Origin of the sequence: Xenorhabdus yunnanensis (genome assembly GCF_028598805.1) — a bacterium.
Lineage (GTDB): Bacteria > Pseudomonadota > Gammaproteobacteria > Enterobacterales > Enterobacteriaceae > Xenorhabdus > Xenorhabdus yunnanensis.
The window spans coordinates 14,386-38,408 of the sequence record NZ_JAQRFI010000044.1 but is presented as its reverse complement, the minus strand read 5'-3'; the positions used below and the strand labels follow the sequence as shown (position 1 = coordinate 38,408).

Here is a 24,023-nt window from a genome sequence, read left to right as displayed (position 1 = left end):
TTTTACATTGGTCAGACTGGCGACGACGGCATCAATACCGGGCGCAACAATGTCACTACCGCCGCCGGGGAGATCATCGGCTTACAGAGCAATTACGGCTGTAGTACTAAGACGCGGATCGCCCATAAATACGGGCGGTGCAAGTACGTTAACATCAAGTGCCCACATATCTAATGGCACTTCATCCATTTTCAAATGAGTTATTTGTGCTTTGAATTCGATAGGCTCCATACTGGACAAAAGTTCGGCATTGAATCGCATTCTTTCAACCATGTCGATTTTTTCTGGTATTGCGCTGACACTCACTTGTTTAGTAGTGTGCTTGAGGCGAGTGATATCGCTGTGATCATCCAGTTGAACCGCATAAAAAAGGCGAATTTCACCCATTTTCAGGCGGGGTCGTGCTTTGAATGGGATATCTGCCATATTAGACGAGAGTTTGGCATTGAATCGTACTCTTTCAACCGTGCCGCTTTTTTCTGGTATTGCGCTGATGCATACCTGTTCTGTTGTATGTTTAAGGCGAACGGTGTCGTTGCGTTCTTCCAGCTGGACTTCGTAAAGAAGAAATTCTGGCATGACACAATACGTTATTTTTTCTATCAGAGTGATCTTTTCAGTGGGAATAGGCAAAAAAGCCTTTTTAGCCCATGATGGAAACGAGTAACGCTTTATCCCCTCCCCTTTCAGCGACACAAGACACCCATAATGACCTTCAGTCGATATCCATATTTTGTTATCAACGATGTTAAACCGTGGATCACTTTGAGAGCCAAAAGGGATAGGAATGATTGGTGGCGTTTGGTGCAAATCTAATGCCCATGCATCAAGGGGCATTTCATCAAAGTGACAAATGGTCTGTTTCAGTGGGCGAATAATGGCACTTATGACTTGATTAGGCAGTTTTAATTGTCTGATGGAACCCGACAATTTGCTGGCTGCTTCTTGAATTTTAAATTTTGCATCTACTAATACGCTGATTTGCTTGAGTATAAGTAATTCAGCTTCTTCAGTTATTGTGAAGTAAAAGTAAAAATGGAATCCATTAAAGACGATTTCTAATGGGATAAGAGGGGCAATGACCTGATCGAATTGTTCTGTAAGTTTTCTGAACAGCTTGGCCTGTTCCTTGTAACCATATTGTTCATACAGTGTGTTTAACGACAATTGGATTACACCGCGTGAGGTAAGGAAGAATTTGCCATATTTTGATTGCGCGGCGTCTACCAGATCTTGTGGGAGGAAAAGTGCTCCGTATGGAAAGCGTGTCTGATCTATTGGTGCCCACAATGGCACCCATTTGGCCGGAAGATTTTTAAATTCACGCCAAAAAGTTGAGGAAATTGGCCGTTCAGTGCCCTTAAAATGGATTTCATCAAGACGTTGAGAGAGTAAAACGGGTTTACTTTTCTCATTTTCCGTCCGAATGATGAAAAACTTGCCCAATTCTGCTATGCGTTTATCCAGATCTTCATGGTGCATTGTAAAAATCGATTTCCGACTGGAAATACGCTCCAACAATGGCTCAACCGTTTTTTCTAAAACAATTTGTAAACTGTCAGTAAACTCACACCATAGTTTTGATTTTTGCTTTTCTGGTGTAAGCCTGTTCTTTAACCAATCCTTAATCATGTCTAGCCTTAATAAGAAATTTCGAACACTGAATTTTTAGTATCGAGATAGATAAAGTCATTCAACTGTTTTGCGTCAGTCATGCCAATGACCTCAATTTGGAATTCAGCCAGTACACCAAGCGATTCAGCACTAGCCCAAAGGTTATTGACACGTATCTGTTCGAAATCGCCTGAACTGTTCGAATCGAAACTGGTAGCATCACGCCCGAACTGAGTATTTAGCCGATCACGGATTTTATTTTCTGCATCTGAGATAATGACGCTTTTGATGGCGATCCCTGTTAGCTTTATCGTGAATGGTAATTCGTTAGATTTGACATAAACGAATTTTTTGTTCAACGCATTGGGTATGGATTCTAAAGCCTCTAAGATTTCGTTTTTCAACGATTCTTGAGTTGATTTGGGCTTATGGCCACAAATGAAAATAGAGTTAATATTATTCAGATCTTTAATGCCGGTAGCTTTTTCTTGTTGTTGTTCTCCCCAGACGTTAAGCCATGATGTGCCAACAATCTTTGATTTCAAATAAAATTTGTAGTCCCCACCCCAAACAACTTGGTCATCATATGCAACGTAGTATTGAGCGCGGTTTCTAATCTCTTCCGTTGTTTCGCTACCTGCACCACCTGTAATGGGTGTTGTTGTTATAATTTCTAAACTATTTGTGTATGTAGAGAACGAGTTTGACGGTGCTAACTTTTGCCCTTCTACCAGGGTGATATCGCCAGAACTGCACCAGGCATGAATGTCGATGATGCTGCCTTCTGGTGGAATTTTCCCGATAGAGCCGTCGCCAAAGCGAATGCCCAGTTGTTCTGTCGGCTTATAAAATAAGACGTAGTTTTTACTTATCCCAGTAGCCAGACGAAATTGCGGGTTTTCTTCCCATAATTCTTTTACGCCATCAATAGTGACATAGACGTCTATCTTCACACATTCCTCTGTCAGGTCTTTAGGAAGAATGATTGACATGAATCCTTCTTCTAATTGTACTATTTTCGTGACGTTAACAACCTCCATCTGTTTTATGCTGATATCTTTAATTGTCTCACCTGCTGGTATATCTAACACGTCCATGATCATGTATGGATACTGGTGATCCGATAAATACGTGGAAAATGCCGGTAATTGAATTCGTGTGGACGTTTTGTTTCGCACGGAAGCTAACCCATTACTTGGGGTGATTAACCGGCCGACATATCCCCTGTCTTCAGCTGCGGCCAAAATGGATGAACGCTTGGTAGCTGTAGAGATAAATCCCTCTGCTAAAGCCCGTTCAGCAAAAGTTTGGGCGTAATAAATTACCTGAGTGCCGAAAATCGCCATCATTTTGACAAACTGACTGTTAGTAAAACGTGCCCACCAGCTATTTTTCTGGAGCGTTTCATTAAATTTATCCAGTAAATCTTGAATAGTCATTAATCCCCCTTCTGAAGTCCAATGGTGACTGTACCGGTTTGTATTTTGAATGTGATTAGATACATATCTATTGCATCATTGGCTGGTGCGCAGCGTATCCCTGATAGGTTAATTTCTGGAACATCAGCCCGTAATTTGGAGATCAAACGATTCTCAATGAAGACGGCCACGAGCTGGTTTGTTGGTTCATGTTTGAATTCCACTAAGGGATTGCCCCACTCAGGTAAACATAAATACTCCCAAGCGGAGTGCGCAACCACTCTTCTAATCTTGCTGGTAATGATTCGTTTTCCCCTAACTTGAGGGTTAAGCCACCAGAATCTATACGTAGTAAGCAGTCAATCTCATTCATCCCTGGTTGTTCCTGTCTCTAAGCATTTCTGTTAGTGCGTCGCCTGCGGCACCAAGAGGAATATCATTTCTAGGTGCTGGCTGCGCGGAATTCGTTGTAGTATTTGGATCTTTTCCTTTGCCATTAACTTCTTTCTGGACGCCGATCAGCTTGTCTATAGACGCGGATATTTTTTGCAGTTGGATCAGCATTGCGCTATCTATAGTGCTGGATGATTTATCGCGTGTAACAGGCGTTTTCACACCACTACCTGCTAAATCCGTAACAGTTGGTAGGCGGCTGGGCATGGTCATGGTGACAGGCTGACGTATCGTATTTGCAACGGTATCTACTATGCCGCTGACATGACTGTCAATTTTTTGGGTCATAAAGCCAGTGAGGGGGGAAAATGCCCTGGCTTGATCGTTATCTAATCCAAATTTCCCCAACATATCGTCAAGCATTCCACTGCTAGAAAAACCTTGTGTCATGCTTTTAGCTGTATCGGCCATACTAGGTAACACAATGTCAGCCAGAGTTTGTGAAAAACCACCTGCGGATTGCTGATCGATATATTGAGGTTGATAGTTCGCTGGTAAAATTTTATTTACATCACTTGCAGGAATAACCGGCATACCGTTTTCGTTTGTAGAATCTGCTATTTTCTTATCATTACGTACATTAGTAGATTTTATTGCAGATACTGATATGTTTTCTCTGTAACCTTGCGTTTGTACTAGCGGGTTGTGAACCCGATTTTTGATACGTCTAGCTCTATTCGCTTGGGCGATCTGGTCTGCGGAAAGCATGGCCGTTTGTAATCCGGCAGGAAGACTCGCTTCGCTTACATTGGCTGGAAGCGTTAGGCTTGAATCTGGTCTATTCAGGCGAATACCTGCAACATTGTTGCTCTCTAAAGCGCTGGTGAACTTTTCATCCACAGTATTACGCGCATTTTGGATGCTTTCCCAAAATCCTGTTTTTTTATCATCTGATTCTTTAACTTCTTTTGCGTCTTGAATTTCTTTATGTTTTGTTTTTGATTCTGGAACGGTATACATTAATGATGCTGCTGGTATGGTAGATGTGATGCTTTGTTTAGCTTTAACTGTTGTTCCAGCGATTATTGGGGAGCTAAATTGATCATCTGAAGAAATAGCCTTTATCCCTTGATCAGCATGTGATTTGTTCACATGAGCCAATGTTTCTGGACTAAATCGACCTACCCATGAATTGATTGATTCGTCACGATTTCCGATTGCATTTTTAATAAACTCATCGGTTACTTGGGGGTTTCCTCCTTCAATGGTTGAAATAGCCCTGATCATTTTTGTCATGACTTCAGGGTTTGACAGGTCTAATTGCTGATCAGCGTTAACACCTAACGCTTTTGATAAATTGGCTATATATGCTTCGGTGTTATTTTCACTTTTTGGTGCATATTTAGTAATGATGGATTCAACGGTATTTAATTTCTGGTAGCCGACTGCTTTTGATGTTCCGTTAGCATATGACGTAATTTGATTAGCAAGTGCCCTCATACCCTCTTCTGGCGTATCGAACTTAGCAAAAGTACGATCACCTTTTGCGTTTGCGTCTTCAAGACGCGCCCCCTTCTGTCCTACATAGACTAAGTTACCAAAATTATTATTGCGAAAATTACGGTTACTGGCGTTTTTACCACCAATATTAAGGTTGTCACCAAAATTATTTTGAGTCGGCGCGGTTGGGAAAACGCCATCGGTAGGAACAACTTTACCATCTTCTCCCATCTTAGTGCCGAGATTAGCTAAGCTGTTTATGGCTTGAGTTGTTTTATTTGTACCTTCAGTTACTGCTTTAATCAACTCAACATTTTCTGACTCACTTTGTTTGATCTGTTGTTCATCTTTATTTTGGCTGTCTGAAGAGAAGAGATTAAGCGCACTGGTCACTTTGTTATCTAATGCCTTAGCAATGTCACCGGTATCAAATGTCAATGCCTCAGCTGTATTGTCCATCCCTAGCCATTTAGCTCCATCCGCCAATAATCCGGCAGTGCCGGAAACTAACCCCCCCATATCAGCAATATTCGCAAGAGCATATTCTGTTTTTTGGCGGGTTGTAGCATCTTGGCCTTCTTTTAGGCCAAACGTTTCTTGTTGTGCATCTGTATCTGTAAAACCGTCATAGGCATCAAAACCGGCGCTTAAAACTGTTCCAACAATAGGAACAGCTTTTAGCGCGGTTTTACCTGCGAGTTTGCCTACTGCTTTGGTGGCACTTTTTTCTGTTCCTGCTTTCGCTGCTTTGGTGGCACTTTTTTCTGTTCCTGCTTTCGCTGCTTTTGTCGTACTACTCTCCGCACCTTTTGTTACGGTTTTTTGCGTCGCATTTTCACTGATTTTCTCTTCAGTACCTTCGAGAATCGTTTTACCCGCCATTATTGCACCAGCTGAACCAACGGTTGCGGCTGTGGTTTTTACAGCACCTTTTCCTATGTTTTTTAAACCTTTTTTATTTTTTGTTTTTTTATTTTCTTTTCGCTGCGTCGGTCAATATCAATACCATTGCCATTAGTGCCACTGGATCTGGATAATAGTGATTTTATTTTACCCAGGGACAACGCAGACAAAATCGCAGCACCCAGCTTGCCGCCTATTTTTTTCCCGATAGCCTTTATAGCAATTGCGCTGAAGAGTGTCCCTAGAATGCTGTCGCCACTCTTCCCTTTACTCTTATCAACGAGATCTTCAAGTAGACTGATAACTTTCTCATCATTAACTTGATTTAGTTTGGTCTGTTCTTGGATAGCTTTCGTTTGTTCGTTTTGGCCTTGTTCCGCGAATTCTTTTGCTGATTTTGTCTGTTTTTCGTTACCTAATGTTGGGACCGGAATAGATGGACTTGTGACGGACGCTTGTTTTATTGCGGGTTTAGTTTCCTTGCGCTGACCTTTAACCCAATCATGCAGTGAAATAACGTTATTTACTGCATTAGATGTTACGTTCGCGGCCTCTTTCCCTGCCTTCCAGAAAGAGCCACCAGCAGAACCAACGACATCTAATGCGCTACCATCCCCTGTTTCAGTCAGCCTTTTGTTTGACGGACCAATAATTCCACCGAGTTTACGCAGAAACCCTTTCTGCATTTTTTCATTATCTTTTCTTTCTTGTTGGTGGGTTTTATCTGCTTTGAGTAATTCACTTTTGTCTTTTGACGCGAAACGGCCTGACGCTGTTCGGGGTTGTTCGGTTTTTGTACCTTTATTGTCGCGTGTAGGGGTTGTAGAGATAGTATCAATCTCTGTTTTGATATTTTTTGCTGCTACAGATGCGAGTTCTTTTTGATTTCCATTTAGTGCTTTTTTGTTTGCCAAATATGATTTAAATGAGACTGAATTTGGAATTCTGTCTGTGCCATTCTTTTTTTTTTGTTATTTGCTCGTCATTTGAATGATGAATATCATTCGTTTGCCTGTCATTTGTATTGTGAGTGTCGTTTATTTGCTTGATGTTTGCTTTGCGTTTTGGTTTTCCTACTGTTTGGTGTTCATTTGAATGATGAATATCATTCATTTGCTGGTCATTTGTATTGTGAATGTCGTTTATTTGACGTGAGTTTTCTTGAGGTATTTTTTTTGCCTCAATGAGTTTTAAACCAAGAGTATTGTGCTGAGTTTTTTTTGAAATTTGCGGTATACGTGATGGCCGGTTGATAATTAACCCATCGTCATCAGCATTAATCTTGTTATTTTTACTGAGTAAATTGCGTATATCCGCGAGAGCGGATAATTCTGCGTTACTGGCTTTTTCAATCGCATTGATAATGCGTTCTTGCTCTTGTAGCTTTAATGCTGTGTTGACCATTTATTATTTCACCATCCACCATCACGTATTCTTCTTAAACTTTTCTTCTAGCGACTCATTCATTTTGAATGCTCGCCATTCAGGTAGCCTGTCTATATCACCTGCGGGTTGATTACCGTAGAGAGCAAGATTAGTTGTTAATACCAGCCATCCATTGAGATCTAAAGTCTGGAAAGAAGTTGTGATTCCGAAATGGGGTGTACAGCCGCGTGTATTGACTGGCTGTACCCTCCTTAACTGAATTAGGGCAGAGATGTTTTGGTAATAGTAGATTGGCTGCGCCTTTTTCAATATGCATAGCGAGTCCATGAGCTAGTCGGCGGTTCATTAGCTCAATACTGGCAACTAAAGGTGAAAATTCTGTATCAACTGCCATCTGCTTTATGAGTTCGTAACGAATTTGGGCAGCCTTCATGAAATTTTCAGGTTGTTCACTTAAATGAGCTTGGTGTGCTAACTCCATAATCCTGATATTAATTATTTCCTCTTTATGAGAAGGATCACTGGATGGTGGTAGGTTGTTACAAGCGGCTTCGAGGTGTTCCATTGCACGACCATCTAATGGTTTCAGTATCCAATTATGAGGATGACCGTTTACCGGGATAGATACAGTTTCAAACACTTCAATAGTGAGTACGCCAGCAGTCATGTCCAGTTCTCTAGCGTCGTAGTCGTAGTAGTGCTCTTCATTGCAATGAGAGCACGTATAAGAGACGGTTAATGTAGTATCTATTCTGGAGTTGCAGAATATCCACCATAATGCGGTGCGACGATCTTGCGCTGTCCAAAGCTCAGCATCGTATTTATTTTCTCCACACTGAATTTCATTCAAATATCGTGTTGTCAGGGATTCTTCTTGCTCAGGATCGGCACCACTGTATGACATGGAATCGGCCACTGTAGGCATTCGGAACCGAACTTCTGTATTTGGATTAGAGGGCAAGGGGAAATCAGGAATTTGCATACATAACCCATTTAAAATTTAATAATATTATTAGAGCTAACAGCATCATGTGTTGCTTTGCTTAGTGTTCCACCAATGATTGATGAATTGGTTGTTTTAATAGATGAAGTTTTAATAAATGTCAGTGGGTAGGAGAGGAATTCTGTCACCTGATCACGGGATCGTGTTGTCTCTCCACGAGAGGTAGGGAACACGTCAAACTCGCTATCTAATTCAATCCCGCCGCTTTGCATTACACGATATATACGGATTCCCATAGCATATTGAGAAGGGATATTAACAGTCCCATCGCCATTTGTTACGCGATCTGCTCTTTCGTCAAACCAACGCGCAATTGCGCCATCTTCGGAATCACGAACAGTAATAGTTATTGTGCCAGCTTCTCTATGTGTTGGTTTGTTAAAAACCACAGCACCTATCTGTTTAGATTCTGTTTCGATCGTTATTGAGTCATAAGTGATATCTTTAGCAAACATATCTAAACCATTAAGCCCATCTGCTTCTATGGCCCATTGCCAACCTTGTGCATAACGAATACGAAGGGCAGAGTAGACAAGTGATTTCGCATTACGAATTTCAGTACTTTGTCTTCCGGCACTGCCATAATTGCCGGATAGCATCGAGGTTGAACGCTCCAAAACTTTGCTAATGAAATTGTTGCTTGCGGCTTTACCAAAGCTGGATAAATTGTTGTAGCCAAGTTCTTTACCCACACCGCTGAAGATCCCCATCGTTGTTGTATCCTTACGGCATTAAGCTAGCGCCGGTGATAATGGCTCTGTTAGAAGACATTTTTTCTTCAAGATCAATTTTACGCTGATATAGCGTTGGTTCATCTGGAAGGTGGCTAACATCAAGTTTGCCAGATACAGATACACGCCGCTTACGTTCAGTGTTTTGAATATCGATCAGGCATTCAAGATAGTTTTCTAGTACGCCACAGATACTAGGCGGAATAACCCAATTATCTAAATCACAATCCCGTATATTTGTGAGATAAACGAGCGTAAAGGGGTAGAGTTCGTCTCCCATCAAATCGAGCGTTAGAGCGTCGTTATACGGTTCAGTAAAAACGAGTGAACCACGTTTATCAATTATGTGGATCAACTCAAGATAGTCATCAGGATAGGGCAGGGAAGTCCCCGCCTCTTTCTCTACATGAATCCGTTTAATAAGCCCTGCGCGGTCTTGATATTCTGTAAGCGCCTTAACAAGCATCCCTTTTAGCGTGTCTTCTTCAACGACAAGGAGCGGCCTGAATCGCGTTTTAACAGAATCTAAGAGTTGCATAGGTGTCATGATTATTCCTGCCAGTTATACACAGCACGCATAGACGGGCGAACGATAGCAGTAACATCTTCAGCTGCCATATCAACTGCGTCGCAGTACAGTTTAACCATTTCATATGTACGAATTGGTTTGCCCCATTCTCCATTTTTAGATTCACTGGCTAAGTAAATATCAATGTCCAAATATACCTTTTCCAAAACCCATTCTTTTGCAGCGGTTAAAACATCCCCTTCAATCGTTTCCGCACACTGAAACTGAAATTCCCCCTGATTTCTAAACACACCGTGCTGATTTATTTTCACGCCAGAAGGTGCATAATCCTCGACATCTTCACGAGTAAATTCACCAAGCTGAGTGGTACGAATAAGAATGGATAGATGTTCGTATCCTCTGATAACCATCCAATAATCAGCGCCAACGAGTCGCTCACCCGCCGCTTTTGATTGGTTAAAACGTTTCCTCAGAAACGCTTTATTAGCTCTGCTATTACTGAAACCAGCCATTGATTAACTCCATCAAATAAACATGTAAGGGATTTCTGATCTATTTTGTACTTGCATACCTGAGATCGAGAGCGTCACTGTGTTATGTGTGTAATACCCCTCAGCAGTTTTAGGTGCATCCAATTCGAAACTCACTTCTTGAATAACAACATCAGTGAGTTTTAATCGCCTACCTATATCGAGAACAACCGGCTCAGGTCGTCTTCCTCCTGGCATTGCAACGCCAAGCTCAGGCGACGCCATTTGTAGTAACGTCATGATCGCGGATTGAACTTCAACTTTAGCGTCTTGTTTCGCCATAAAGTGTAACGGTAGCGTTATTTGCGGTGGTTTTTGTCCTTGCCAAACCATTAACGAATTAATACGAGTTATGGATGTGTTATCTGTCATGGCCTGCACACCATTAGATATAGTTGATGTACCGGCCATCGAACCAATAGAATCATTCTCGAAAGGTGATTCCCAAAGGGCCTGCAAAGTCGCCATAGCACCATCACCGATATAGCCTACAACCATCGATTCTTCGTTAGTGATAAACGCTTTTAGAAATGGACTGATACCGTCCGGCATAACCGCACCACAAATCATGTAATTCCCCTTGCACCACCAGCTAAATGACTGGTGGTGCCATTGTTACAAACCGCGTTTTTTACGTACGAGGTTGGATTTTTTACGGGCTTTCTTGGCCGACGCTGTTTGGGCTTTCATTCGTGCTTTTTTCAACGCATTTTTTTGCGCCGCGCTTAAACGACGTGGGCGAGGCTGCTTACGGATCAGTTTAACTACACCATTGCGTACAACTTTGATGCTTGCTTCCATCATTGCCCCATCAATATCACCAGTGACAGAAAATTCGGCAATAATGTCGTCTTCATCGTCTGGTGAAACGTCAATTGCAGAAAGGACTGCATCCGCTGCGTCATCATCAGCATTGTCGATCATTGCCGTTACGTCGCTTTGATCTGCTCCCATTGAAACTGCCGCATCCGCCATAAGTCCTAACCACATGTTGTAGTCGTCGATTTGTTCATCGGTTGGCTCTTCATCGCTATCTTGTACAAGATCAGACAGTCCAAGGGCGAATTCATCAAATGAATCAAATGTGCCTTCACCATTCTGGATCCAATCAATAACAGATGCGGCCGCGATGCCACGATAATCCTGTCCCGCCTTTTTATATACCGCTTCTAGCAGCATATCTTCTGATTTATTTTTATCTTCAGTTGGTGGCATTTGTTTATCAGATTTAGTCTGATTGGACTCCATCATAGCTGCCTGACCAACTGGTGTTGCGAATGCACTCAAACGGGAAGTAAGTAGCGTTCCGCGTGTGAAAATACCTTTATTCATTTTTTCGTTACCTACTTGATTACGGGATTAACACAGGCTCAGCTACGATTCGGCGTGATACACCTGTTGGACAAGCTGCGTATTTGACATGCCACATATCAAATTCATCCTGTACTACTGTTACAACGTATGGAGCGGTGCCATCTGCGGTATTACGTGGTGCTACGAGCGCTTCAGATGCAACAAACCGATCTAGTAACTTAGGGATTTCTCTTTCTAAGCCGCGCCGAGTAACGCCATCTGGTTCATGTTTCAACGCGTTTCCAATGTCATAAACAAGGCGAGCAATGGCATTGAAAATGCTATTCACATGCTGGAATCGGAAATAGTTTTTCTTGGCGTAAGTGGTGAGTGCATCATCGATCATGACAGAACCATCTGAGGCAAAACCAACGGTATTGATCCCATTAGTCGCGTAGAGTTCGTGATCAATTTCAGCAGCGGCAGGTAACGGCTTGATGTTTTGTCGGATAAGTACTCCGCGTGATTGTCCAGCTGGTGATAGATGATAGCCACCAACATCTGAAACCATCGCAACCCCTTTGGCTTTAGCTGTAAACGCATCGCCAGATAAACCATAAACAACTCGTGCGCCGGAGAAAGCATCGCGGCAACTGTAGGGAAAATGGTAACGGCAAACATGTGCGTAACTACCAAATCCCTGCTCTTGGGCCGCTTCAATCGCTTTAGACGGCATAGAAGCCGGTGGTAAATCGCAAAACATGTCTACACGGACATCATTAGCTAATTTTGCTAATTCAGACAGTGCCGTACCGTCATAACAACCCAATGACAAAATGGCAGTGTAATTCACCATTGAAGCACCAAGCGCTTTGATCGCTTTCGAATATGCTTGACTGGTAATATTGCCCATATCACCGTCATAACCGCCAACAAACGGCTTATCTTCAAACCCGCCGTAATTACCTGGCAGGTTTGATATAATTCCCCCTACAACTGCGCGTAGACGATGCGTATTGTTTTCCAGTGCAATAGGCAGGTAAGCAGGTTGTCCCATGTCATCGGTAGCTTCAGGCTTAAACGATACCTGAATGGTATCTAGTGTGATCTTTTTACCTAAATCATCAACTTCTTTTAGGATGAGTGTATACATCCCTTGCCTGTCTTTATCCTCAATTAGAGATAATCTGCGATTGGTGGATGCGTCTCCATCGTTAACATAGATTTCGAAGAAAGAATTTTCACCTGCTTTCATTTCATGATCTGAGGAAACATCGCTGGCGTAAAGACTAGGCGGATCAAATTTGTCAAAACCTTTAATCACGCTGAGTACAGGAATTCTCATGCCTCTTGCTTCGACGCGGACCACATAGCCATTACCACCATTTAGAGCCTGATATACGTGGCGATACGGTTCAAAATATTGACCAGAATGAGGGTGGATTGGATCACCTAACACTTTTTGCAATGTATCTGGTGTGACGAGCTGTACTGTGTTCGGTTTACCGCGTTTGGCAACAACCACACCTGCAAAAACGGATGATCCGCCAGTCGCGTTTGTAAATGTTGCATCCGCATTTGGCGGCATAATTGCAACACCGGTGGCTTGACCGATGGCTAAAGGAATTTTATTCATTTTTTATCCTTTATGGTGCCATTTCTGGCACCATAATTAATGATATTCAATTAATTATTTTTTGTTTCGTTCTTTTTTTCGTCATCTTTTTTAGAGGTCGAACTCGTTTGTTCTTCACTAAGCCCCCCAGCGTCATGAGAATTTTCACCCGCAATGAGTTTTCCGGTGAGCATGTCGATAGCACCGATCTTGGTATTAGTCAGTGTGAGTTTTGTGAAATATTTTTCGCCATTTCTAGGGTGAATCTCATTTACAGATGAACCCCACAATGTAGTGCGATTGATCAGCGAAGTGGTGGTTGGATGAATAAATGGAATTGCAGGGATAGCATCACCGGCAACTAAACCGGCATCTCCGATATTGTCACCACGCCCGTAGAAAAAAATGTCGTTTGGAGCGAATTCACAACCTTCGCTAGACAGTTGCTCACAGACGGCATCCGGCACTTCAAAAATACGATACACGCCAAACAGCGTACCGATGAATTGAATGCGTGGAGATTGGACATAACCGTCAGCAGGTTTAAAGTACGTTTCCGGCATTGATTTAATGAAATTAGCAGCACCACCACCAGCAAACCCACCGCGAATACCCGTTTTTTTAGTACGGTTAGTCATTTTGGTTGATTCGTTTGTGATTGCCGATTTCAGCAGCGCAACGTATGAACCCCATTGTTGTGTGGTTGGCAACGCTATATCGAATTCACTACCATAGATAGTATGGAACACGATCTTACGAAGACGCATCATGTCAATTTCATGAGACAGCCAATTACGCACGGCTGAGAATTGCATTGATGCCAAATCCAGACCGAATTCACGTTTAGCATCCATTAAAGATTGGATAGTGTGTTCGGCTGCGAGCACATATTGGGACGGAACCACAGTCCATTTACGCATTCCGTGGTTAATCAACGGGATCAGGTCGGCTTTTTTCTCAATATCAATTTCGAGAGCAACAGCGAGTTCAGTACCTTTTGCTGGCACATCCTTGCCATTAAATTCAACAATGATTTCGCCTTTGGAGTAATCAATGGTTCCGGTGACCGAATGAGTAATTCCTGAATGATCTTGGCTATCAAAGTAAACCTTGCCCGATCTGTTATCATGGTCAGAACGTTTGCGGTTAATCATCAAAACCGTACGGCCAGCGCGGATAGGCATCGCCTGACCTTCTTGAGTTTCAGCCAACTTAAATTTGAATGTTTTTTTAGTGCCGTCAGGTTGCTGTGACTCAGGAAAAATATATGTGCGACTCATTTGTGAGTAAACACCGGCCGACTGCATATTCAGTTCATCACCGATGTTATAGGAGCCAAATTTAGTGCCAGCTACGTTGAAAACTTCATATACGATTGATTCGTCACGTTCGCATGGTACGAAAGTACAAACATCACCTGTGGCGGCACCTAACGCTGTAGGTAAAATGAGTGCAGCAAAAAGAGCCTGACGCATCACACCATCACTGGTAGACATATCAGCTTTAACACTTTCGAACATGGCAGCACCAACACCCTCATGTTTTTCTGCCGCTGCTTCTAAAATCAAACGCTCACACGCATGATGGCAGTTGGCGAGAATTTCAGATGATGGGTAATGACCGTTGCGATCACTGTATTCAGCTAAACTATCAGCCCAAGCGCTGGCAACTTGTCCGACATATTCAGGGTTTATACCATCAAACATAGGGACAGTTTTAGCCGCCTCCAAAATACTATCGTAACGTTCTTGTGGATCTTCTATGAACAAACCGTCCTTGAATTGTGCATGAGCTGCAAACGAAAGGACTTGCGCAGCGCGTTCGTTCACGTCGTTCTGACGTTCTTTGAATTCTTTAATATTATTACTCACCGTAATGTCCCTTTTCAGAGTGCGAAGATACGGGAGTCAGCTTTTCGACTTGTTTAGAATGGATTAACTACAATATCCATTCATAACCCTAACCATGTGGTTTTGGTGTTTTTTTTAAAAAAATCAATTAGAATTTATCTGAAACAGTCCAATTTAATTAGTAGCAAAAAGGAAACTATGAGCTATCGCGCTTACCTGACATATGAAAACGGTCGTCAGAGTCATCGGTGCTTTACACGTAATAGAAAGGCGATTCATCAACACATTGAGTCATTGCTTGCAGATGCAGATTTGCGCGAAACGGCAAAAGAAATTGTTTTGGAGTACCAAAAAAAACCATTGTTCATTTTCAATATGCGTGATGTGAACAATGAAACGATAATAAAGATCCCTTGGCCTAAGATCGGTAAGAAACGAACACTGAAAAACCCTAAAATTGCGTCTTTATCCATGCCATCCCTGATGTATGAATTTTTACAGGAACTTGGGGAAGGAAGCGCTAGCAAGGCCATTCAGGATATGTGTTTAGAAAAAATGGGCGATAAAGTATCTATAGATGAGATGTTTTACAAATAGCACGCCATAGTTTTGTCTCCATAAGAGAGGTCGCCCATTTGAGGCGGCTTTTGTTAAATAGCTCACTAGATACAAAGAAAATTGAGTTATTTTTGACCCCTAATTCATCGCACAGAAAGCTGACGCATAATACAACAAGCAGTTTCTAATCTCATTTCTTATTCTTAGTCATACAACAAAAATGGGTACTGAGTACCCGATTTTTGTTGACATCGGGTACTCAGTACCCCTATTATATTCGCATGGATAGCAATCAGGGGTTCAGATGGATTATTTGGAGTTTATCGAAACCACCGCATTCAGTAAGAGGAGAACCGAACTCATGGAAGATGAAGAGTTTCAGGAACTCCAAAGTTATTTACTGAAACACCATGATACTGGCGACACGATTAGTCAAACAGGCGGATGTAAAAAAATTCGCTGGAGTCGCAAGGGAATGGGGAAACGTGGTGGAGTGCGAATTATCTATTATGCTAGAACGTTAAGTGGGCGGCTATATCTGTTGTTCGTTTATCCTAAAAACGTACAGGCAGACTTAACACAAGAGCAGAAAAATCAGCTTAAAAACGCTATTCAACACATGAAATAAACAATAAACACCGCCTTCGGGCGGTTAACCTCTCCATAACGAGGGTAAATTTATGGAAAAAGAATTATTTGCAGAGCTTCTTAGTGGTGTTAATGAAATGGTTGAGATTGAAAATGGTAAAATTCAACCTAAACTTGAACATGTCCACCGCCACGCCATTCCTAACGTAAAGTCTATCCGTGAGAGTATTGGTATGGGACGACAAGAATTTGCAGACATGATAGGTGCCAGTTTTTGGTCACTGAAAAGTTGGGAACAAAAACGCCGTATCCCGTCAGGAATGGCGCTAAAAATGTTATGTTTGATAGAGAAAAATCCGAGTATTGTAGATACATTAAAATCTTTGTAGACATTTGAGGCTAGCTGTGAAGTTTGCCTGTAGCGCGTAACTACATGATTAATGGCTGCGTTTGAAATGCTTGATGGCTGTTTTAGCCGTGGTGTTGAGGGAGAACAAGTCGATTGATCAGCATTATAGGCAAACGAGTGACTGGAATTGTAACGATATTCTAGCCGCAGTACGTAAAACAGGGATCAGTTTGTCGGAATTAGCACAGCAATCCGACCTGAAACCGGGAACGCTGAAAAAAGGGGGATATATGAGTTGCACTACAATTATAGCAGTATGGCCAGGTAAAAAAGCTGAGTGCGTGGAGGAACTACATAATGCGAGTGGAAGTGGGCCCGTTATTTGGAACGATATGGCAACGCATTATTTAGGCTGTAACGAATACCTCTACTATGATCGTATTGATGATGTATGGTTGTTATACAAACGCGACGATATACCGGTACATCATAGAGCTGTTCTATTAATGACATATGACGGAGCTATCGTCAAAAAAGAAAACTATGCAGAATCTGCCAAGTTTATCAGGGCTTATTTATCTGACTTCCCGCCTAAAAATGGTCATGAACATCATTGGAAACGTATTGCTGAAATATTTGAAAGTGATCCCGACTTTCCTGCAATTGGATTTTGGATTACTTCTGTGACAAAGAATCCTTTCAGTGGTGAATGGAACGAAGAAACCGGAGAATATGAAGCAGTGGATTGGTCGGAGTATTGGAGTGTGTTTGATAAACTAAATAAAAAACATTATTAATTTATTTACTGATAGTCAGGGGGGCGTTGGTTAGTATTGATGAGGATTTTAATGTGATTGAAATCATACAGGCTGATTATTCATGTTGCTGGCGGGCTAAATTTGATCCATACTAAATTTATCTTTATGGTGAAAAGCCGGATTATGTATTAAATAGTTAGTTTTTGTGATATGCTTTTGGCTTTTTCAAGGTGAAACATGGCGAAAGTTGATGTCTATTCTCGGCTAAAGCGGGTAGTCGCCCCTGTTTTTGGTGACCGCAGCAGAAGCACATTAGACAAAACTTTTCGCACTTTTAACCCCTTTTAACATCCGGTTTTACTGTACAGATGATTATTCCGCTTATGCTTCCCTTCCTGAAGAAAAACATCTTACTGGGAAGACGTTCACCCAACGTTTAGAAAGAAACAATTTAACTCATCGTATCCGGTTAAAGAGGCTGAATAGAAAAACGATAGAGTATTCTAAATCGGAGGAAATACACGACAAAGTCATCGGTACTTTCATTGAGCGTGAACACTATTTTTAATGAGAAATCTAACTATTTAATACATGACCCTCCTTTAATTCTACATCTTGCGATTAATTGTTGAATCTGTTAATCCAATCCATCTGATAGATACAAAAAATTACAGTTACTAGCAAACTTTTCGGTTGCTTACTTAATACCCACTTAGTAACGTAATCTGCTAAATGTTGAGGTGTGTAATAACCACCCCTAAGTTTTTGGCTGGTTTGCTCTGATTTAGACTTCATTATTATTTATCTTGGCTGACTATGCGTATATATGTGGTTGTAAATGTAATTAGACGCAATCTCGTCCATGTACGTTCAGTTATATCTTTGCATTAATCTCATTTACCCTTTTATTTTTATCATTGCACTCTGCCAACGACTGCCTAACTTTTTCCTTATAGATCACGTTATCTCCCCATAGCATGGTGTTGTCATTTGGAAGATCACACATAACCGCTTTTATTGCTGGTGGACGCTTCGTTTCCACCAGCTTTTTAACCACCATAGAGTTTGTTAAATTCTGCGGTACGTTGGCGTTGCAACCTGATAATGTCATCAGGCATACGCTGATTAGCGCACTGAGAATTAGCCAGCCTTTTTTTGAATTGTTCAATAGCATCATAACTTTCCTCTCGTTGCTTCTTAAATTTATTCTCTAAATTTTTCTGTGTTTCTTCCAGCTCATTTAAGCGGCTGTCTCGCGCTGCTATATCACCGTTCAATAGGCGTATGTTTTCATCCTGAGTACTAATAGTCACTTTTAGGTTTTTATTCTCATTGGTTAAAGCAGATTTAGCCTTATTTAGCTCTGTAACGTCATTCGTGAGGCTTTTGTATTCGCCATGCACAAGATACCCGCCAAAACAGAAAACTGTCAGCACGACGCCAACGCCGACGAATTTGAGTGATTTTCCGATAGGAAATGAAGTCATTCCGCCAAGTAACATGACGTCTCCTACGATAATGCAGATATGACAGATTTTGGCGTTATAGCTTTTAATGCATCAGCCATAACCGAGCTTTCAAGTAATCCTGAAATGAGAGAAATGTCCACTGCATTACTAAATGATTTTTTTGCATTATTAGCAGAATCATTGGCTTGAATAGCCAAGCGGTTAACGGCCTCAGTTGCATTTTCAAGCTCGATCAACGAATGATCTAATGCTTCAGCGGCTTTGTTAAGCCTTGCGATTTGTTTGGCAGTAAGTTGTGAGGAAATACCACCAGCACCAGTAGCCAAGGTCGAATTGATATCATCCATTGCTGCTTTTATCTCGTCTATTTTTATATCCGTAACAAGCCGATTTTGTGCGGTAGTTATTCCTGTGTCAGAAATAGCCTCAATTAAGTAAAACGGCGTGCTATTGGGTAAAATGTTTCCCTTCAAATAACATGTCCAACCGATACGCATTTGGATCAATTGAGACGGATTTTGATAGCCATCTATAGCGTGATAGAAAGCACTCGCCGCATTTGCAGAAATTGTTAACTTTCCGATTGCATCAGTGATTTTGCTCAATGAGTGAGTTATTGAGGTAGGATAGGTAATCTCTTCCTTTACGAGTTCACGAAAATATGATGATTTTTCGGTTGCTTTATCAGCCGTCAATTTGGATGTAGTCAATGCTGCTGGTGGATGTAATCCTTCAGCGACCAATGCCTTAAATGCGGCTATTTGTTTTTCGTTATCTAGCATATTAACTTACCTTAAAAGAAGCGTCTCCAGACGCTATAACAGCACCACATGAAACTGGATCGTCAACACAACAAATCGCTTTCCCGTTCACCTGAAACCACGGTCTTGTGCTAATAGCCGTTCCGTTATGCGAACTATTGCCATCAGAATGATCGGGAAACACATTCCCCTCAACGAGCACAGGGATACCGTTAATTTTTACCAATGACTCACCTTCAGATGCTGGACGGGGAGAGAATCCACCATGTCCAGAACAAATTGAGTCTTTTGTACCAACTATTGACATTTTTAACTCTTTATAAAACAGCAATGAGATCGCTTATTGGACCACGAGTTTTGCCTTTACAGCTCATCGTTCTTCGGGAATTAAGCGTATATATTTTGAATTTCATGGATTCATACATTTCACGGATTTTAAGCGATGAACTATTGGTAATTACGACGTGAGCACCGCGTTGATGTGCAAGAACTAGCTCGTTTGCTAGCGAGCATTGATCTTGGAATGTGAAACCACCGCCCACATAATTAGTGAACCCGTTAGTGTCAGGTAATGGTTCATAGGGAGGATCGCAAAATATCACGTCTCCGGCATCTGCTCGGCGGATTGTGTCACTATAGTGAGCGTGAGTGAATTCACACCGTGAGGCAATGGAAGCAAACTGTTTGAGTTCCTCTTTTGGGAAATAAGGAGGGCGCTTATAATTGCCAAAACTGACGTTATATTTGCCATGCCGGTTATATCGAATCAAACCATTAAAACAGTGGCGATTTAAATATAGAAATGCGGCTGCCCGTTCCAATGGTGTATAGTGCATGGCATTAAATTTTCTCCGAACATCCAGAAAGACTTCTTTGTTATTTTCTTGCTTAAAAAAGCAATTAGCTTTATCTATCAGTGCGTCATTGCTGGTGGCTGCTACCTGATAGAGATTAATCAGATCATTGTTAATATCTGCCAGTATGTAACGCTCAAATCCACCAGCATTCAGGAACACTGAACCACCACCCACAAATGGCTCGATCAGTCGTTCCCGGCAAGGCAGGTGATGAAAAATTTGCTCTAGTACAGAATATTTACCACCGGCCCATTTAAGAAAAGGTCGGTTGTACTCATTTACAACTGACTTACTCTTCATTGCCTGGTCCTGTATTCAATAAACCACCCATAGCATTAAAAATGGTGTTATAGGCTGCGCGGAACTCATCCACCATTAAGATAAAATCGGCATATTCACGGGCTAATAATCCATTTCCGCTCTTTTCATTACTGTCAATATCATCATTTTGATTTAAAAACGCTTCACCAAACTGAAATCTCTTGAATTTGCACGAGTTGGTGAGTTCTAAATCAAGCCCATATTGAGTTTTAACATGCACGCCAAGTGTACAAACTTGACGCCCTTGATCCAACAAAATTGACACCGCTTCATCGTTGGTAAGGATAATGTCTTCTTTGTTAAAATGGACTTTTCCATCTTCATAAACTAGATCGGCCTTTCGGATTTTTTCACTCAGACGTAATTTTGCCGGAATAGTACTCGCGTCCTTTAGCCAGTCAGTCAGTCATGATCTGTTCAAATGGTTTTTTTGTTGCAATAGGCACAACGGGCAGTGAACCAAGGGTACGGCGCAAAAGTGCCAAGGTATTCTCTGCTGTGCGAGGGGAGGTTGTGTCAATTGAGATTAAACCGTTATCTATATCGATCCATATTTGAATTTCGCTTCGCTTCGGAAATGCTCGTGGTAGCAGTTCTTGGAATACATCATCTTTAATTTGAGATATCTCAGTGCGACGGAGCTTGCGGCATGTTACTGACTCTAATTTATCGCGTTTTGCATTAACGTGTGTCTTGATAATCGCTGCGGGAATGTCTTTATGCTCTTTCACGGCCACAAGAAGGATATTTTTACCGTGAACAAACATGACCGGTCGGTCATCATCCATCAGCCAGCCAATACGGGAAGCATCGTGTGAGCTGCAAGGGAAAAAAGCGAACTTAGGAATTAGAACCCGTAATTCATCCTCGGTGAGATTTTGAACCTCTCGTGATAGCTGGTAGATGAGAGCGTTTTTGAAAACTTTGAACATAAATTCGGCACTTTTTATGGAACATGACCGTTGAGTGTACCAAAAAATAAATTATTGATTAGAATTTTATATTTTAAATAAATTGCCCCATTGCAAGCAATAAGAGGTCATGTATTAAATAGTTAGTTGTGGTAGACTTCCCGATTTTTAGTGATCAAGGTAAAGCATGGCTAAAGTTGACGTCTATTGTCACAAATCAGAACAGGTCAAAGGGCATGGAAAAGGAAATGGAGGACATCAGCGTTAAAGAAGGGAACTACTCAGCATTCGATCTCAATATAGCAACAGCATTACTAGCGGGTTCTCAGCTTGAAAGTATGACTGCCATTGTTACCACCCCATGACTAACGAGCTATTTGTACGTTTCATCATGCGAACATACCCCATGACTATTGATCCTATCGTTACTATAAACGGCACCCTAATTGGACAGTGGCGCGTTACATCAAATGGGGCATCAACCGGTATCAATGTAACCACGGCATTCAAACAGAAGCTACCTGAATCCTGTGTTACTCAATCTGACAGTATCAAAGAAGCCATCGTACATAACGGATTAATGCAAGCAGGAATTGGCCGCATTGCATATATGTATTTTCAAAACGATCTGGTTACATATGATTTGGTTTTCATCTCTCCACAAACAGCAGGAGTTGTCAAAAAAGATCCGTCTCTTTGGTCTTACTGTGTTCGTGTGGAAGAACTTGATAAATATGCAGTAATTGGCGCACCAGAAGAAGAGAAATCGTTAGCCGCTGAGCAAGCTATGTTAAAGCTGGTGGCTCAAGTTGCTGAATATAAGCGTGATAGGGAAAAATGTTAGCATAATAGGATAACAGCAAGTTTCTTATCATCGCAGTGCGTTGTAGGCAATAAGAATCAAAGCTGTTATCCTTAGTTCTTATTCAATAAGACACACTGTTTTAGTTGGATTTGTGCTTAGAAGGTCGGTGTGTAAGCATCGGCCTTTCTTATTATGGCTTTAGCCAGTTTAAGAAGCATAAGCTTCTTCAATATCCTTATAGGATCGCCTCAGAAAACGGAATTTGGCCAAGCTACTATCATTTCCGTATTTTACCCTTATATCGGCTTGGCCAGATCTCCGACGTGTGTACACCAATGTGTTGCGCAATATGTCGTTCGCCTTTTGGATAGCGACGATGGAGAGCGTTTTGTAACGTCGATGAACTCAATCCAACCTGACGCGATAATTCCGATAAACTGATCCCTGTTTTACGTATTGCGGCTGAAATATCAGCGGGATGCCAATCATTCTTCTTCATCATCTTCTGCTCTGTTTTATTAGTGACTTCACTAAGTGTAGTTAATAAAACGATTTTCGAAGCAAATATAAGGGGCGAAAGGACGCTAAGAACTCATTAGGAGGACTCGCGGGCGTGAAAATTCAACTAAACGTAAACAAGATTCATTTTTTGCACACGGGCGGTTCCGGCCACGTGCATGACGCCATTATAATTTGTTTTTTTTGACCAGAGAGTGTATGACATGGATACAACGGAACAAATAAACGGGATCTATTTTTATGACGGGACCCCGAATCTGACGGCGGCCCAGCTTTTTTTTTGGATCATGATTGATGAAACACTGACGCAGTTTGGCATCACGGATATCGCGGCATTCTTTGCGATTTATGCGGGTCTCAACCGGGTTCCGGTGTCGGGAAAACCCGTCGGGTCAACACCGGGCACGTCCTACGCGTCAAAGTATTCCCGGCGATTATTCCGGGGAAAAATGATGAGCGGCCACCTGCCCACCTGGATTAATTATCCCCCCAACACCAAACGGATTATGACAAAGAAACTCGGTACGTTTGTCGGCCGGACAATCCCCTTAGTGGGCTGGGTCATCCTCGCCGCTGATGTAGCCGCCATCGTGTACCGATCGGTGAAGAAATACAACCTCATAGCCCGCAAAAAGGATCGTTTATGGTAGACCGGACAAACATCGAACACGAGGTGCTGGCCTGGTATGAGGTCAAATATCATGGCCCTGTTTATCCTTTCCCGTGTTTCAAAACCCCTAAACTCACCCTGGAAACCAGCCTGTCAACCGGGAAATATCCGTGGTCATGGGAAGATGCCGAAGACATTCTCGCCGAATACTTTGAAAAATTTGAGGTGGAACAACGTCATTTCACCTTTCTCAAATACTGGCCGAATGAAGAAGTGTTAATTCCCCTGAATTTTTTACGGAGAAAAGAGAACCGAATTAAATACATCGAACCCGCGCCACTGACTATGGCGATGCTGGTTAACTCGGCAAAAGCCGGTTATTGGCTCTATGACTAATAACGGGCTGGCCGGAAAAGGGGATTTGGGTGAGTAGACCTATCCGGTCACCCAGATAGGCCCCTCCTCAGAACCGGACGTGACAGTCTCCCGTCATCCGGCTCTTGTCGTTGACCGTTCGCGCCGCGTACAAATTTCCCAGTGTGCAAAATAACATCTTAGCCACTCAATTTAACCAGTTAACCGTTATTTTGGTTCCGTTACTCCCCAAACCCCCAAAACGTGATAACAGACTCTTGTATTGGTCTTCTTTTGAAGAAGCACAGCAGGCAGCAAACCAGATGATGTTATGGAGGAAAAGACAAATTAATGTATCTCAGGTAAGTTTTTCAAATAAACGTATTATGGAGCGATTA

29 protein-coding genes and 2 pseudogenes are annotated in these 24,023 nt (G+C 42.0%); 9 read left to right on the top strand and 22 right to left on the bottom strand.

Features of this window, described 5'->3' with window-relative positions; genetic code table 11:
• Nucleotides 1-81: 81 nt before the first annotated feature.
• The 14 genes from PSI23_RS16095 to PSI23_RS16030 all read right to left on the bottom strand — a co-directional run bounded on the left by PSI23_RS16095 (nucleotide 82) and on the right by PSI23_RS16030 (nucleotide 14,786).
• On the bottom strand, nucleotides 82-1,632 hold the full coding sequence (locus PSI23_RS16095; RefSeq protein WP_273556039.1) for a hypothetical protein: 1,551 nt from the start codon (nucleotides 1,630-1,632) through the stop codon (nucleotides 82-84).
• Between the two features lie 8 nt (nucleotides 1,633-1,640).
• Complete coding sequence (locus PSI23_RS16090) at nucleotides 1,641-3,053, bottom strand: baseplate J/gp47 family protein (RefSeq protein WP_273556038.1); 1,413 nt, start codon at nucleotides 3,051-3,053, stop codon at nucleotides 1,641-1,643.
• Entirely contained in the window at nucleotides 3,053-3,256 is a 204-nt protein-coding gene (locus tag PSI23_RS16085) for a hypothetical protein (protein WP_273556037.1), read from the bottom strand. Before PSI23_RS16085 ends, PSI23_RS16090 begins: the two co-directional genes overlap by 1 nt.
• A gap of 145 nt (nucleotides 3,257-3,401) precedes the next feature.
• On the bottom strand, nucleotides 3,402-5,807 hold the full coding sequence (locus PSI23_RS16080; RefSeq protein ID WP_273556036.1) for a hypothetical protein: 2,406 nt from the start codon (nucleotides 5,805-5,807) through the stop codon (nucleotides 3,402-3,404).
• Nucleotides 5,808-5,869: 62 nt separating this feature from the next.
• A complete protein-coding gene (locus PSI23_RS16075; RefSeq protein WP_273556035.1) occupies nucleotides 5,870-6,742 on the bottom strand; it encodes a hypothetical protein in 873 nt (290 codons plus the stop codon).
• Between the two features lie 7 nt (nucleotides 6,743-6,749).
• Nucleotides 6,750-7,232 (bottom strand): hypothetical protein, encoded by a 483-nt coding sequence (locus PSI23_RS16070; protein WP_273556034.1) that lies wholly within the window; start codon nucleotides 7,230-7,232, stop codon nucleotides 6,750-6,752.
• Between the two features lie 130 nt (nucleotides 7,233-7,362).
• Nucleotides 7,363-8,196 (bottom strand): hypothetical protein, encoded by an 834-nt coding sequence (locus PSI23_RS16065; protein WP_273556033.1) that lies wholly within the window; start codon nucleotides 8,194-8,196, stop codon nucleotides 7,363-7,365.
• Between the two features lie 11 nt (nucleotides 8,197-8,207).
• Nucleotides 8,208-8,927: a phage tail protein gene (locus tag PSI23_RS16060; RefSeq protein ID WP_273556032.1), complete on the bottom strand. Its 720-nt coding sequence runs from the start codon at nucleotides 8,925-8,927 to the stop codon at nucleotides 8,208-8,210.
• Between the two features lie 13 nt (nucleotides 8,928-8,940).
• A complete protein-coding gene (locus PSI23_RS16055; protein WP_273556031.1) occupies nucleotides 8,941-9,495 on the bottom strand; it encodes a hypothetical protein in 555 nt (184 codons plus the stop codon).
• Nucleotides 9,496-9,497: 2 nt separating this feature from the next.
• A complete protein-coding gene (locus PSI23_RS16050; RefSeq protein ID WP_273556030.1) occupies nucleotides 9,498-9,989 on the bottom strand; it encodes a baseplate protein in 492 nt (163 codons plus the stop codon).
• 12 nt (nucleotides 9,990-10,001) lie between these two features.
• Nucleotides 10,002-10,577 (bottom strand): hypothetical protein, encoded by a 576-nt coding sequence (locus PSI23_RS16045; RefSeq protein ID WP_273556029.1) that lies wholly within the window; start codon nucleotides 10,575-10,577, stop codon nucleotides 10,002-10,004.
• A 45-nt stretch (nucleotides 10,578-10,622) separates the two neighbouring features.
• Nucleotides 10,623-11,339 carry a hypothetical protein gene (locus PSI23_RS16040; protein WP_273556028.1) on the bottom strand — a complete coding sequence of 239 codons (717 nt, stop codon included), beginning with the start codon at nucleotides 11,337-11,339 and terminating at the stop codon, nucleotides 10,623-10,625.
• A gap of 19 nt (nucleotides 11,340-11,358) precedes the next feature.
• Nucleotides 11,359-12,936, bottom strand: coding sequence for a phage tail protein (locus PSI23_RS16035; protein ID WP_273556027.1), 1,578 nt, complete (start codon nucleotides 12,934-12,936; stop codon nucleotides 11,359-11,361).
• Between the two features lie 50 nt (nucleotides 12,937-12,986).
• Nucleotides 12,987-14,786, bottom strand: coding sequence for a DUF8615 domain-containing protein (locus PSI23_RS16030; RefSeq protein ID WP_273556026.1), 1,800 nt, complete (start codon nucleotides 14,784-14,786; stop codon nucleotides 12,987-12,989).
• A 177-nt stretch (nucleotides 14,787-14,963) separates the two neighbouring features.
• Between PSI23_RS16030 and PSI23_RS16025 the strand changes: the two genes are divergently transcribed.
• The 5 genes and pseudogenes from PSI23_RS16025 to PSI23_RS16005 all read left to right on the top strand — a co-directional run.
• Complete coding sequence (locus PSI23_RS16025) at nucleotides 14,964-15,362, top strand: hypothetical protein (RefSeq protein ID WP_273556025.1); 399 nt, start codon at nucleotides 14,964-14,966, stop codon at nucleotides 15,360-15,362.
• 265 nt (nucleotides 15,363-15,627) lie between these two features.
• Entirely contained in the window at nucleotides 15,628-15,951 is a 324-nt protein-coding gene (locus PSI23_RS16020; protein WP_273556024.1) for a type II toxin-antitoxin system RelE/ParE family toxin, read from the top strand.
• 52 nt (nucleotides 15,952-16,003) lie between these two features.
• Nucleotides 16,004-16,300 carry a NadS family protein gene (gene nadS / locus PSI23_RS16015; RefSeq protein WP_273556023.1) on the top strand — a complete coding sequence of 99 codons (297 nt, stop codon included), beginning with the start codon at nucleotides 16,004-16,006 and terminating at the stop codon, nucleotides 16,298-16,300.
• A 73-nt stretch (nucleotides 16,301-16,373) separates the two neighbouring features.
• Nucleotides 16,374-17,057 carry a helix-turn-helix domain-containing protein gene (locus PSI23_RS16010; protein ID WP_273556022.1) on the top strand — a complete coding sequence of 228 codons (684 nt, stop codon included), beginning with the start codon at nucleotides 16,374-16,376 and terminating at the stop codon, nucleotides 17,055-17,057.
• 222 nt (nucleotides 17,058-17,279) lie between these two features.
• Nucleotides 17,280-17,586, top strand: a pseudogene (locus PSI23_RS16005) (IS1 family transposase); the annotation flags it as partial.
• Between the two features lie 306 nt (nucleotides 17,587-17,892).
• Here the strand turns inward: PSI23_RS16005 and PSI23_RS23490 are convergent.
• The 7 genes from PSI23_RS23490 to rdgC (PSI23_RS15975) are packed head-to-tail and all read right to left on the bottom strand — an operon-like array spanning nucleotide 17,893 to nucleotide 21,358.
• The gene (locus tag PSI23_RS23490; protein WP_444876159.1) at nucleotides 17,893-18,078 is read right to left on the bottom strand and encodes a hypothetical protein; all 186 of its coding nucleotides are present in this window, start codon (nucleotides 18,076-18,078) and stop codon (nucleotides 17,893-17,895) included.
• Nucleotides 18,068-18,520: a hypothetical protein gene (locus PSI23_RS16000; RefSeq protein ID WP_273556021.1), complete on the bottom strand. Its 453-nt coding sequence runs from the start codon at nucleotides 18,518-18,520 to the stop codon at nucleotides 18,068-18,070. Before PSI23_RS16000 ends, PSI23_RS23490 begins: the two co-directional genes overlap by 11 nt.
• An 8-nt stretch (nucleotides 18,521-18,528) precedes the next feature.
• Entirely contained in the window at nucleotides 18,529-19,269 is a 741-nt protein-coding gene (locus PSI23_RS15995; RefSeq protein ID WP_273556020.1) for a hypothetical protein, read from the bottom strand.
• A gap of 1 nt (nucleotide 19,270) precedes the next feature.
• Nucleotides 19,271-19,555 carry a PAAR domain-containing protein gene (locus PSI23_RS15990; RefSeq protein ID WP_273556019.1) on the bottom strand — a complete coding sequence of 95 codons (285 nt, stop codon included), beginning with the start codon at nucleotides 19,553-19,555 and terminating at the stop codon, nucleotides 19,271-19,273.
• A gap of 10 nt (nucleotides 19,556-19,565) precedes the next feature.
• A complete protein-coding gene (locus PSI23_RS15985) occupies nucleotides 19,566-20,405 on the bottom strand; it encodes a DNA adenine methylase (protein WP_273556018.1) in 840 nt (279 codons plus the stop codon).
• On the bottom strand, nucleotides 20,395-20,772 hold the full coding sequence (gene rdgC, locus PSI23_RS15980; protein WP_273556041.1) for a recombination-associated protein RdgC: 378 nt from the start codon (nucleotides 20,770-20,772) through the stop codon (nucleotides 20,395-20,397). The genes PSI23_RS15985 and rdgC (PSI23_RS15980) overlap by 11 nt, the downstream gene beginning before the upstream one ends.
• A gap of 52 nt (nucleotides 20,773-20,824) precedes the next feature.
• Nucleotides 20,825-21,358, bottom strand: coding sequence for a recombination-associated protein RdgC (gene rdgC, locus PSI23_RS15975; RefSeq protein WP_273556017.1), 534 nt, complete (start codon nucleotides 21,356-21,358; stop codon nucleotides 20,825-20,827).
• Between the two features lie 166 nt (nucleotides 21,359-21,524).
• Between rdgC (PSI23_RS15975) and PSI23_RS23485 the strand changes: the two are divergent.
• Together PSI23_RS23485 and PSI23_RS15970 are read left to right on the top strand one after the other, a co-directional pair.
• A pseudogene (locus tag PSI23_RS23485) lies at nucleotides 21,525-21,602 on the top strand (IS1 family transposase); the annotation flags it as partial.
• A gap of 141 nt (nucleotides 21,603-21,743) precedes the next feature.
• Entirely contained in the window at nucleotides 21,744-22,181 is a 438-nt protein-coding gene (locus tag PSI23_RS15970) for a hypothetical protein (RefSeq protein ID WP_273556016.1), read from the top strand.
• Between the two features lie 238 nt (nucleotides 22,182-22,419).
• Here the strand turns inward: PSI23_RS15970 and PSI23_RS15965 are convergent, their stop codons facing one another.
• A complete protein-coding gene (locus PSI23_RS15965) occupies nucleotides 22,420-22,644 on the bottom strand; it encodes a helix-turn-helix domain-containing protein (RefSeq protein WP_306309608.1) in 225 nt (74 codons plus the stop codon).
• A gap of 220 nt (nucleotides 22,645-22,864) precedes the next feature.
• Here PSI23_RS15965 and PSI23_RS15960 point away from each other — a divergent pair, with 220 nt between their 5' ends.
• Together PSI23_RS15960 and PSI23_RS15955 are read left to right on the top strand one after the other, a co-directional pair.
• Nucleotides 22,865-23,311 carry an STM2901 family protein gene (locus tag PSI23_RS15960; protein ID WP_273556015.1) on the top strand — a complete coding sequence of 149 codons (447 nt, stop codon included), beginning with the start codon at nucleotides 22,865-22,867 and terminating at the stop codon, nucleotides 23,309-23,311.
• A complete protein-coding gene (locus tag PSI23_RS15955; protein ID WP_273556014.1) occupies nucleotides 23,305-23,667 on the top strand; it encodes a DUF1493 family protein in 363 nt (120 codons plus the stop codon). Before PSI23_RS15960 ends, PSI23_RS15955 begins: the two co-directional genes overlap by 7 nt.
• The last annotated feature ends 356 nt before the right edge of the window (nucleotides 23,668-24,023 follow it).